The sequence below is a fragment of the Blautia sp. AM28-27 genome (assembly GCF_003480905.1).
Taxonomy (GTDB): Bacteria; Bacillota; Clostridia; order Lachnospirales; family Lachnospiraceae; genus Fusicatenibacter; species Fusicatenibacter saccharivorans.
On the sequence record NZ_QUJK01000007.1, the window covers coordinates 40,369 to 52,750 of the forward strand.

Genomic DNA, 12,382 nt, shown 5'->3' on the forward strand with positions numbered 1-12,382 from the left:
AAACTACAAGGTCGGTACAGGAAAGACTGTACCGACTTTGCAGTTGTCATTCAATTTACAGAAACTGCCAGTGGCAGGCTCTGTAGGTTAAAAATAAGGAGAATTGAAAATGAGCGATACATTATGCAATGAAAAAAAGAAACCTTATACATTTTCAGAAGATGGAAATTCCTGCATTATAACAGAAACCAGAACACCAAGATACTGGTATAATTATCTGTGGAATGAAAATCATTACTGTGCGCAGATTTCCCAGACAGGACATGGGCGCAGCTATTACCTCAGTGAAAAAGCAGATATGTGTATGATGAATCAGGACGATGCAAGATATATCTATCTAAGAGACGAGAAAAGCAAAGAATGCTGGAATATCGGCGAAGGTCCATTAAATACGGAAGTAGAAAATTATCAGTGCGTACACAGCATTGGATCTTCCAGAATCCAGTCTTCTTATCAGAATATTGCAAGTTCCTGGCGGCTGTTTGTACCGGAAGAAGGATACCAGGAAGTGTGGACTTTGAAAATAAAAAATACAGGGGAAAGACAGCGCCATCTCAGCATATTTTCAGCAGTCAGCTTTTATCTGGAGGGCTTTTCTTATCCGCGATATTATGAAATGTATCGTTGTATGGAAACAGATTATGATGAAAAGTTAAAGGGTGTATATTGCAGATCCGCACATCCTTTCGCACCGCACAAAAGATACAACGCATTTCTGGCAGCATCAGAGCTGGCATACGCATATGATGGAAATCTGGAAGCATTTTGCGGGACAACCAGTACCATAACAAGGCTGGATGCATCAGCAAGCGCGCTTTTCCAGAGACCGGACATTGTCGTAAAGGGAAAAGACTGTACAAATTCCAAAGCGGCCCTTTTTATTCTGGGCGGTGTGCTGCAGCATAAAATTGTGCTACAGCCAGGAGAAGAAAAAGAATTACAGTTTGTATTTGGAATCAGTGAATCACTCGAAGAGGCAAGGGCGGTATCGGAAAAGTTTTCCAATTCTGCAGCTGTGGAAAAGGAACTTGAAAAAGCAGAAACGCATTATCTGGAAAAATATCGTTCGCTGACCGTGGAAACGCCGGATGAAAAAATCAATCACATGATGAATAACTGGGTGAAAAAACAGGTAGATTTTTGCATTGTCGGGAAAAAAGGAGTCCGCGATAATCTTCAGATTGCAGTCGGCCTGTTAAACTATCGGCAGGAAACAGCAAAAAAAGAGATTCTGGAATGTCTTCGCCATCAGTTTCGGGATGGTCATGGAGTTCTTACGTGGTATCCTTATGATGATACCCGGTATTCCGATCAGCCGTTCTGGATCATATGGGCTGTCTGCCAGCTGATAAAAGAAACGGGAGACTTTTCTATCCTGGATCTGGAGATTGAATGGCAGGATGGAGGGAAGGCGGCTGTTCTGGATCATGTGAAAGCGGCTGTGAATCGATTGCTGCAGGATAAAGGAAAGCATGGACTGGTACGGATTTATTTTGCGGACTGGAATGATGCACTCAATGTTACAACGGATGAATATGCGGAATCCGTAATGCTTTCCCATCAGTTCTGCCTGGCACTGAAGGAATTAGAAGCATTACTGAAGAAAAAAGGCGATCAGGTATATGCCGGAAAAATAGCAGAGGAATATCGTATCTTACGAAACAGCATTAATGCATATGCATGGGATGGAGCGTGGTACATGCGGGCGTTAAGTGATGTGGAGAATATTGGTTCCAAAAACAGCGAAGGAAGCAAAATTTATCTGAACGCGCAGACATGGGCTGTTTTAGGAGATGTTGCAGATGCAGAGAAATTACCAAAGATATTAAAAGCAGTGGATTCCATGGAGCATGATTTTGGATTTCCGTTAAATCTTCCGCCGTATCAGAAGTATTCGCCAAATGTAGGGAGAATGTCCGGCATGCTGCCAGGATTGTTTGAAAATGGTGGTGTATACTGTCATGCTACAGGGTTTAAAATTCTGATGGACTGCAAGGTGGGGAGAGGAAGCAAAGCATTCGAAACACTGAAAAAAATTATGCCGGACAGTGATAAAAATCCATCCATGCAATCCGGAGCAGAACCATATGTTTTTACAAACTGTTATTCTACCAATCCCGGATATTATGGAAAATCCTACCAGTCCTGGACAACGGGAACTTCTGCGTGGTGCATGATGGGGGTGTACGAAGGAATCCTCGGAATCAAACGGGATTACGATGGACTGCGGATCGATCCGTGTCTGCCGAAAGAATGGGAAAAGGCAGAAGTGACCAGACATTTTCGAGGTGCTGATTATCATGTAATCATCGAAAATCCAGATCATCTGGAAAAAGGAGTGCTTGAAATTAAGACAGATGGAGCAGTTTGCGATATGTCCGACAAAGCAGATGGGTTTGTGCTGCCTGATTTCAAGGATGGAAAAATGCATGAAGTCCATGTTATATTGCGTAAATAGACAAAAGAGGCTTGTTTAGGAAGACATCAGCAGAAAGAAAGGAAAAGAGATGAAAAAAAGTATTTTTCAGGAACTTGTGGAAGAATCAATTGTTCTTTTGAAAAATGAAGAGCAGATCTTGCCATTAAAAGAAAAAAAGGTGGCTTTTTTGGGACGGGCACAGATAGAAACTATTTTTTCGGGAAACGGTTCGGGAGCATCCAAATCCCTTGCAAACAAGAATCTCTTATGTGAATGTGAAAAAAGAGGAATCTGTGCAGAAGCAGGGTTAAAACAATTTTACACCAGCCATCAAAAAAACGAATCGGAAAAGTTTGTGATTGACGGTATTGATATCACAAATGTAGAAAATATGAACTGCGGTTTTATGTATGAGATCTTTGGAAAATATCAGCCGATGTGGACAGAGTATCACATTCCGGAGCAGCTGATGCAGAAAGCCAGGGAGTTTACCGATACCGCTGTTTTTGTGCTGGGAAGGAATTCCGGTGGGGAAGAATGTGACAGACACATCGAAGGTGATTATGAACTTACCGAATCCGAAAAAGAACTGCTGGAACAGGTGTGCTGTGTTTTTCCACATGTGATCGTTGTACTGAATATTAATGGAATGATCGATATGCAGTGGGTGAACGCCTATTCCGCAATCAAGGCCGTGGTGTTTCTGGGAATTCCGGGCGAAGAAGGCTGCGGAGCATTAGCTGATATTCTGACGGGGGCTGTGAATCCATCTGGAAAATTAAGTTTTTCCATGGCAGAGTCTTTCAAAGACTACCCGACAGCAGAAAATTTCACCTGGAATAAAGAACAGGAAGATGAAATTTTAACTTACGAAAATTATGGACTGGATGCAAAGGCAAATGGAAGTACAGGATATACGAAAAGCCCGGTAACGGTGTATCAGGAAGACATTTATCTGGGGTATCGCTATTTTGATACCTTTCGGAAACTGGTATTGTACCCCTTTGGATATGGAATGTCTTACACATCGTTTACGATTCTTCCGAAAGAGATGAAACAGGAAAAAGAAGAGGTGGAATTTATTACGGAGGTAACAAATTCCGGAAATTATGCAGGAAAAGAAACGATACAGCTTTATTTGTCCTGCTCTGGTACAGAGTCGGAAAAACCGGAAAAAGAATTAAAAGGCTTTGCAAAAACGAGACTTCTTGCTCCGGGGGAGAAGCAGAATATTTCGATCCGAATATCCATGCAGGATCTGGCAGGATATGTTGAGACATCTGCATCATATATCCTGGAAAAGGGAAAATATCAGTTTTTTATCGGAAATTCATCCCGTGAGACAATTTTTGCAGGAGAAATCCAGATAAGAGAAGATTACATAATTAAAAAATGTGTGAATCGTCTTTGCGTGCAAAACTGCAATGTAGAGCATTTGCAGGTACTATCTGCAAGAGAAGGACGAAAAAAGGTCCGAATGCATGAAAAGAAAAAAGAAGAGACCGATGGTTTAAAAGAGCAGGAAAGATATGATCTTTTACGGGATGAAATGGAACAAGTAAAAAATTTCAGTATCGAACAGCTGGCTGCATTGTGTGTGGGGTATGGACCTGGAATTCCATTTGCAGCGTTCAGCAAACAGGAACAGCCGGAAACTATATTGGATGGTCAGGGAAATCCAATGACCAAAAACGATCATCCAGTCGGAGCAAAAGGATATGTCTCCCCGGCTATGCCAGAAAAAGGTATTCATTCCATTTTTTATAAAGATGGACCGGCAGGTGTGGGAACGGGGGCCTGGCCAACGGCTATGCTGATTTCCTGCGCATTCAATAAAGAACTGTGGGAAGCGTTTGGAAATGCGGTTGGCGCAGAGTGCGAAAAGAAAGCGGTTGACGTATGGCTGGCACCAGCAGTCAATCTGCACCGGAATCCGCTTTGCGGGCGAAATTTTGAATATTTTTCGGAGGATCCTTATCTGACCGGAATCTGTGCGGTCCAGATTACAAAGGGCGTTCAGGAAAATCATCCTGTCCGCGTCTGCCCCAAACATTTTGCCGTGAATGAACAGGAAACGTATCGAAGAGGAAGTGCGAAGAAGCGGTACGATGCGGTAGATTCCATCCTTACGGAACGTGCATTGCGGGAACTTTATCTGAAACCTTTTGAAATGTTGGTTCGAGATGCCGGAGTATCTTTTATTATGACATCGTTTAATAAAATTAATGGGGTTCTTGCAGCTGGAAATCGAGATTTGTGTACGCATATTTTACGGGAAGAATGGAACTTTGATGGTGTTGTCGTTACTGACTGGGGCGATATGGATATTGTCGCAGATGGCGGCGATGCTGTGGCAGCGGGAAATGATATCGTGATGCCGGGTGGCCCGCCGGTGATCCGGCAGATTTTGCAGGCCTATCAGGAGAGACGGATTACCAGAAAAGATCTGGAAAGGAGTGTTGCAAGATTGTTACATGTTCTGAAGTTATTTGAGAAAGGGGAGCGTATTTAAATGAAATCATATAGGGATTATTCACTGGGTGCTAAAGAAAGAGCCTCTCTTCTGCTCAAAGAAATGAGCCTTGATGAAAAGATGGCACAGATTAACTGTGTTTTTCCTTTTGATCAGGATGCCTATAACTTTGAAAAAATTCAGCAGGAGACAAAATACGGAATGGGAGAAGTAAGCACGCTGGAAATGCGCAGGATGGAGACACTTGATGAAGTGGCTGCATGGCAGAGAAAAGTGCAGAAGATTGTGATGGAAAACAGTGCCCATCGAATACCGGCAATCTTTCATATGGAAGGATTGTGCGGGGCCTTCATTCAGGACTCCACCAGTTTTCCGTCTGGGATTGGCAGGGGAGCAAGCTTTGATCCCAAGCTGGAAGAACAGATTGCAGAAATTGTGAGTAGACAGGAAACGGCCTGTGGCATTACCCATATACTGGCACCGGTTCTGGATGTAGCAAGAGATCCGCGTATGGGCCGTTTTGGAGAAAGTTATGGAGAAGATGCTTCCCTTGTAAGTGCGATGGGGGCAGCGTATACGAAAGGAATACAAAAGAATACAGTTGCTTCAAGAAAAGCAGAAAGTGTGGCAAAACATTTTGTGGCTTTTCATAATTCGCAGGGTGGAATTCATGGAACACACAGCGAAACGCCGACGCGACTTTTAGAAGAAGTGTTTGCAAAACCTTTCCAGGCAGCAATCACAGAGTCAGATCTGAAAGGTATTATGCCTTGTTATTGCTCTGTGAATGGAGAAGATGTATCTGCTTCTTATAACATGCTTACGAAACTGCTTCGGGAAAAAATGGGATTTGACGGCATGTGCATCAGCGATTACGGTGCAGTGGGAAATGCGCATAGTGTACATCATATTGGAGAAACATTTGAAGAAGCCGGTGCGATGTGTCTTCATGCGGGAATGGATATCGAGATGCCGTCCTGTACTGGCTATAATGAGAAATTAAAAGAGATGTTTTCAAGTGGAAAACTGGATATCCATATTTTGGATACAGCGGTTTTGCGGGTTCTGGAGGGAAAATTCAGAATGGGCTTATTTGAAAATCCCTATGCGCTGGAAGGGAAAGAGCTTCATGCTCTTGTAATGCAGGAAGCAGACAGGAACACTTCCCTGCGGTCGGCCAGAGAATCCATGGTACTGCTGAAAAATGACGGCGTATTGCCGATTGCGGCAAAAGGGAAAAAAATCGCGGTGATCGGACCGCATGCCGGGTATGCCAGAAAAATGTTTGGTGGATACACACATATGTGCATGATGGAGTCTACCTATGCGATTGCCAATTCTATTGCAGGTGTAAGCGGAGTTGTACAGGCAGATGCAGATGAGATTATTACGGTTCCGGGAACCAATATTCAATCTGATGAGACAGAGCAGTTTGATCAGATCCTGAAAAGACAGAAACCGCAATGCAGAAATCTGTATGAAGAATTCCAAATCCGCTTTCCGGAAAGTGAGATTTTATATGCATATGGCTATCCGATTGCAGGAAACGACGAAAGTCATTTTGAAGAAGCGCTGCAGGCAGCAAAGCAGGCAGACATTGTGATACTGACGCTTGGCGGTAAGCACGGAACGTGTTCCATGGCATCAATGGGAGAAGGAATTGACAGTACTGATATTAACCTTCCAAAATGTCAGGATGCATTTATTCGCAAGGCTGCGCAGCTTGGAAAACCATTGGTTGGCGTTCACTTTGATGGAAGACCGATTTCCAGTGATGCTGCAGGGGAATATTTAGATGCTATTCTGGAAGCATGGAGTCCATCGGAAACAGGAGCAGAAGCAGTAGTTGATATTTTAACCGGAATATATAATCCGGGAGGAAAACTTCCGGTTACCGTTGCTTATGGAGTGGGACAGCTGCCGGTTTATTACAATCATCCATATGGTTCCTCCTGGGATCAGAGCGGCAGTATCGGTTTTGCCAATTATGTGAATATGCCGCACAGACCGAGATATTATTTTGGATACGGACTGTCGTATACAACATTTACATATTCGGATTTACATATCTCGATGGGAAATGAAAAGGCAGCAGATACGGTTCAGATCTCCTGCGCTGTTGAGAACACGGGAAGCTGTGAAGGAGATGAGGTCGTCCAGCTTTATTTACGAGATGAATATGCCAGCCTGACAAGACCAGTAAAAGAACTGGCAGGTTTTAAGCGCATTCACCTGCGAAAGGGCGAAAAGAAAACGGTATGCTTTGAGGTGAAAACGGATCAAATGGCTTTTCTGGACATTGATATGCACTGGAAAGTGGAAAAAGGACGATATGCAGTAGAGGTCGGAAGTTCTTCAGAAGATATTCGTTTAAGAGGAAGCTACTGTGTGAAAGAAAATAAATGGGTTGCGGGAAGAAATAGAGCGTTTTGGGCAAGTGCCGCAGCGAAATAAAAAGAACAGAACCGGATGCCATTTTATACAAAGCGGCATTCGGTTCTGTTCTTGCGGTATTCCCGTGGGGAGCAGTTCATTTTTTCACGGAAACATTTTCCGAAATAGGACTGCTGGCTGAAGCCGGTCTGCAGGACGATCTGTCTGATGGGAAGTGTGGTTTCTGTTATCTCCGTGATTTGTTTTCTATGTTTTGGCAATATTTTAATAATTTTTGCAGATATTTTCATATTATTTTTTCGATATAATAAGTATACGTGTTGTAAAAAGGATTGTAAAGGTAGTCCAAATGGACAATAATAGTTTATCACATACAACGTGGAATTGTAAGTACCATATGAACCAGAGCAGGAAAACCTGCCGTCGCTGATCACACTTGAAAAAATATGTGCAGCTTTGGGCGTGACATTATCGCAGTTTTTTCGAGAAGATAATTCAGAGAATCTGACAGAAAAACAGAAAGAAGTTCTAGGGATATGGAATGATCTGAGTACAAATGAGCAGGAAACAGTAATGTCAATGCTGCGTGGACTTCGGAAGTAAGAGAACAGTTCGAGTATATGTATCGGCTGTTCTTTTTTTGTTTTTGAACGTTAAAATGTTAATTTTTTTCTTGTGTATAGTAGAACACTAAAGTATAATAAAATCAGTTTTTTACATAAGATTAAAGCTATAATAAGGAAATTGGCAAACCAGATGAAAGTCTGGGACGCAAAGCTACAGGGCCTTTAAAATGGCAGCCAGTTGCATAAAATGAGGTGCACTGTCTGTCTGACGGTGCTTTTTTACGGTGTTATTTCATAGACGTAACAATAATGATTTTATCAGGAAAGAATGAGGAAAATAAAAGTATGAAAAAGGCAAAACGTTGTCTGATAGCAGTGGTGTCAGGTGTACTTGTAGCATCTGCTGTCTTGTCTGGATGTGGACAGTCAAAGAAAGAAGTATCTATAAATGATGATCATCTTACCGTTTATCTGTGGGAAAATCGTTTGATGAAAAATATTGCACCCTATATCCATGAACAGTTTCCAGATCAGGATATTGAATTTATTATAGGTAACAATGATACCGATTTATACAGTTATTTTAAAGAACATGATGAATTACCGGATATTATAACAGTACGTCGATTTTCTGGAACAGATGCACAGGACTTACAGCCTTATCTTATGGATTTTGCTTCTTATGATGTTGTTTCCAAGTATTATTCTTATGCGGTGCAATATTATAAGAATGCGGAGGATGAAATCCAGTGGCTGCCAATCTGTGGTATTCCGCAGACGATCATTGCCAACAAAACACTGTTTGATCAGTATGGCGTAAAGATTCCAGAAAATTATGAGGAATATGTACAGGCATGTCAGCAGTTTTATGATAATGGCATAAAACCGTATTCCATGGATCTTGGGGAAGACTGGTCTAATAATGAAATCATCCAGGCTGCAGCAATCGGTGAGTTTACAAGCCTGGATGGTATTGAATGGCGAAACGGTGCAGAGACTGCAGCGGATGAAGTAAAGTTTGATGATGTATTATGGAAACGTATTTTTTCAGAAACCAGTCAGTTTCTTAAGGACTCGCATTTTGGTAAAGAAGATATCAATATTGATATCAATACAGGAACCCAGATGTTTGTCGAAGGAAAATCAGCAATGTTTCATGGACATCCGACGGTTATGCAGCAGCTGCAGAAACAGATGGATGCGGAGCTGATCCGTATTCCTTACTTTTCACAGACATCGGATGAATCCTATGTGTACATGACTCCGTCCTTAAACATTGCATTTAACAAAAACCTGGAAAAAGATCGGGAGAAACTGGATACTGCGCTGGATGTGCTGGATTGTATGATTTCAGAAGAGGGGCAAAAGCTGATTGCGGATGGAAGCGGTGTTATTTCATTGAATACAGATGTTCCAACCATGATGCAGGATGTGCCTGGACTGGAAGAGGAAATTAATCATAATGCTGTTTATATCCGATATTCCGCCCAAAAATCATTTGATGCAAGTCTTGAGGCTGTTCACGGATTACTGTCAGGGGAAATGGATGAAACACAGGCTTATGATACTTTTCGCAGTGTAATGAATCGTAAAGATCCAGAAGAAAAAGCAACGGTGAATTTTGAAAATGAATATTCCATTTCACTGAACGATAGAAATGGCCGTGATGCAGCATCTTCCATTTTAACTACGATCAGAGAAGAAAATGATGCACAGCTGGCTCTGGCACCATATTATTATTTCACTTCTTCTATGTACAAAGGAGAATGCACCAGCAGCCGGGTTGGCATGATGACAGCGAAGAGTTCAGATACACCATTATATGTTGCAAAAATCAATGGTAAACAGGTTTGTGAACTCGTGGAAAATTATCTCGCCGATGCTGATGAGAATTTTTATGTAACCAATAAATACGAATTACCAATTGCATCCGGTATGAAAATGATCGTCAGTCAAGAGGAAAGTGGATTTTCGTTAAAGGACTTAACAGTTAATGATAAGAAAATAGACAAAGAAAAGGAATACTCGATTCTTCTTACAGACACCACAATGTCCGTTTTGAAAAAAACAAATCCGAAATGTGAGATTGAGCAGCTTAAAGATACAACATTATCAAGTGCATGGACCGAAGCAATGTCAAATGGACAGCAGCCGTCAGCACCGGAAGACTATATAGAGGTTGAACAGTAAAAGTGGAGATAGAACAAGCGGTAAATAAAAGAAAAAAAATAACAAGGCTGTTGCTTATACTACTTATGATTCTTTTAAGCTTAGTTTGTATCAAGTATCTTATAAGTAAGTCTAATAAGTATATCAGCGAAAATGGAAAAAGCAGTATGGGAGCTGTTGTTGAACAGATACAGCAGACCTATGATCTTCAGGTGAGTGGATACTACAGCCAGCTGCAGTTGGTTGAGGAATTCTTACTTCATGAGAGGGAACTGTCTCTTGAAACGGATACGAACAAAAATTTCTTTGAAGCATGGGAAAAAGAATCGGAAAGTACTCTTATATTCCTTCAGGAAAATGGTCAGGCAATATCAGCAGGTGGAACAAAAATGCGGATTGATATGCCAAGTAAACTTCTGCTGGACTTAAAGAACGGATACAATATTGGAAAACTGGTGCGTCTTGATTATGATCAGAAGAAAAAAGACGGTTATCTGGTTGCGATTCCATGTCAGAAATACACGATCAATGGAGAAACTTATACGGCAATTGGAACTGTGTATGATCATTCGAAACTGGATTCCATGTTAAAATTGAAAGGTTATCATGGAAAAGCATATTTGTTCATGCTGGATCATGACGGAAATATTACGTATACGAACCAGAGTGGAGATAAATACCTGCGTAATTATTCTTTGTTAAAACATTTAAAAGGGGAACAGGCTATTACAGAAGAAGAGGCTGATTTGTTCAAAAAGAAGTTTGATAACAGAGAATCCGGAGTTGCACTTTTGGGAAAACAGAACCCCTATTATCTGGGGTATTGCCCGATAGAAAGCAACAACACCATTTTGGTGTGCATTGTGGCTAAGGGAGTTGTGGACAATGTGCTGATGGATTACCAGAAAACGGTGTTGTTTACAACAATACTCATGGCAGGTTTTATACTTTTACTTTTTGCCGGATTATTCTACAGTATTTCCAGACTTAGTCTTGCAGATCAAAAAGCAGAATATGAAAAAAGAAATAATGAACTTCATTTACAAACAATGAAGGAAATGGAAGTAGTCAATCAAAAACTGAAAAAGGCAAAGAACGTTGCAACAGAGGCTTTACAGACAGCTGAAAATGCAAATAAGGCGAAAACGGATTTCCTGTCTAATATGTCACATGATATTCGCACACCTATGAATGCAATCATTGGTATCACATCTTTGATTAGACATGATGCAGGTAATAAAGCAAAAGTTATAGAGTATGCAGATAAAATACATATTTCATCACAGCATCTGTTGGGAATTATCAATGACGTTCTGGATATGAGCAAGATTGAGGCAGGAAAAACAGTCTTCAAATATTCTGACTTTTCTATTCTGGATCTTGTACAGGAACTTAACACTATATTTCATACTCAAATATATGAAAAGCAGCAGACCCTTACAATCATAAAAGAAAATATTCAGCATGAGTGGGTGAATGGGGATCAGGTTCACCTGATGCAGATTTTCAGCAACCTGCTTTCCAATGCAGTGAAGTATACCCAGGAAGGTGGGAAAATTCAGTTCTTTGTAGAAGAATGTGAGACAAAGTCATCTGTCTATGCAAAGTACCGTTTCTTAGTTAGCGATAATGGTATGGGAATGTCGGCAGATTTCAAGGATACAATTTTTGATGCGTTTACCCGTGCGGAAAGTTCCCTTACAAATAAAATACAGGGAACCGGACTTGGAATGGCGATTACTAAGAATCTGGTTGAGGCAATGGGAGGTACCATTGATGTGGAGAGTGAATTGGGACAGGGAAGCTGTTTTGAGGTTCTCTTGGATCTGAAAATTGCAGAGGATAGAACAGCTGCTCTGGCGGCACAGGAAGAAACAGATGAGCAGGATGGTAATATCCTGCAGGGAATGAAATTCCTGTGTGCAGAGGATAATGAGTTGAACGCAGAGATCCTGACGGAACTGTTAAAGATTGAAGGTGCGGAATGTACCATCTGTGAAAATGGTGAAGAGATTTTGAAGGCATTTGAGCAGTCTGCTCCAGGTGATTATGACATGATCCTGATGGATGTGCAGATGCCTGTTATGAATGGCTATGAGGCGACGAGGGCAATCCGCAGAAGTTCCCATGAACTGGCAAAGACGATACCGATCATTGCCATGACTGCCAATGCATTCTCAGAGGACATTCAGCATTCTCTGGCAGCCGGTATGAATGCACATGTTTCAAAACCGGTTGAGATGAAGGTGCTGGAAAAGACGATAAGAAGTATAAAATCAGGCGGGGGGGGGTACCGAACCGCAGGTCACTGTACAGTGACGAATGGAAAGTAACCGGACATAGAAGAATCAAAAAGGAGAG

6 protein-coding genes and 1 riboswitch are annotated in these 12,382 nt (G+C 41.6%); of the genes, 5 read left to right on the top strand and 1 reads right to left on the bottom strand.

The features are described from left to right. Window positions 1-109: 109 nt before the first annotated feature. The 3 genes from DW743_RS10900 to DW743_RS10910 are packed head-to-tail and all read left to right on the top strand — an operon-like array spanning window position 110 to window position 7,346. Entirely contained in the window at window positions 110-2,458 is a 2,349-nt protein-coding gene (locus DW743_RS10900; RefSeq protein ID WP_117761581.1) for a GH36-type glycosyl hydrolase domain-containing protein, read from the top strand. Between the two features lie 49 nt (window positions 2,459-2,507). Further along, window positions 2,508-4,931: a glycoside hydrolase family 3 protein gene (locus tag DW743_RS10905; RefSeq protein ID WP_117761580.1), complete on the top strand. Its 2,424-nt coding sequence runs from the start codon at window positions 2,508-2,510 to the stop codon at window positions 4,929-4,931. Beyond that, window positions 4,932-7,346 (top strand): glycoside hydrolase family 3 N-terminal domain-containing protein, encoded by a 2,415-nt coding sequence (locus DW743_RS10910; protein WP_117761579.1) that lies wholly within the window; start codon window positions 4,932-4,934, stop codon window positions 7,344-7,346. A gap of 23 nt (window positions 7,347-7,369) precedes the next feature. Here the strand turns inward: DW743_RS10910 and DW743_RS19080 are convergent, their stop codons facing one another. Next, window positions 7,370-7,576: a helix-turn-helix domain-containing protein gene (locus DW743_RS19080; protein WP_117761578.1), complete on the bottom strand. Its 207-nt coding sequence runs from the start codon at window positions 7,574-7,576 to the stop codon at window positions 7,370-7,372. Between the two features lie 446 nt (window positions 7,577-8,022). Beyond that, a riboswitch (cyclic di-GMP riboswitch) is annotated at window positions 8,023-8,098 on the top strand. A 99-nt stretch (window positions 8,099-8,197) separates the two neighbouring features. On the opposite strand from DW743_RS19080, the gene DW743_RS10925 reads away from it, so the two are divergent. Together DW743_RS10925 and DW743_RS10930 are read left to right on the top strand one after the other, a co-directional pair. Then, window positions 8,198-10,042, top strand: a complete 1,845-nt coding sequence (locus DW743_RS10925; RefSeq protein WP_117761577.1) for an ABC transporter substrate-binding protein — start codon at window positions 8,198-8,200, stop codon at window positions 10,040-10,042. 146 nt (window positions 10,043-10,188) lie between these two features. Continuing rightward, complete coding sequence (locus DW743_RS10930) at window positions 10,189-12,354, top strand: ATP-binding protein (protein ID WP_117761576.1); 2,166 nt, start codon at window positions 10,189-10,191, stop codon at window positions 12,352-12,354. Window positions 12,355-12,382 lie beyond the last annotated feature (28 nt).

Excerpts from the sequence above, each read along its gene's own strand:
- DW743_RS10930 (WP_117761576.1), top strand. The coding sequence starts at position 10,189 with ATGGGAGCTGTTGTTGAACAGATACAGCAGACCTATGATCTTCAGGTG.
- DW743_RS10925 (WP_117761577.1), top strand. The coding sequence starts at position 8,198 with ATGAAAAAGGCAAAACGTTGTCTGATAGCAGTGGTGTCAGGTGTACTT.
- DW743_RS10910 (WP_117761579.1), top strand. The coding sequence starts at position 4,932 with ATGAAATCATATAGGGATTATTCACTGGGTGCTAAAGAAAGAGCCTCT.
- DW743_RS19080 (WP_117761578.1), bottom strand. The coding sequence starts at position 7,576 with ATGAAAATATCTGCAAAAATTATTAAAATATTGCCAAAACATAGAAAA.
- DW743_RS10900 (WP_117761581.1), top strand. The coding sequence starts at position 110 with ATGAGCGATACATTATGCAATGAAAAAAAGAAACCTTATACATTTTCA.
- DW743_RS10905 (WP_117761580.1), top strand. The coding sequence starts at position 2,508 with ATGAAAAAAAGTATTTTTCAGGAACTTGTGGAAGAATCAATTGTTCTT.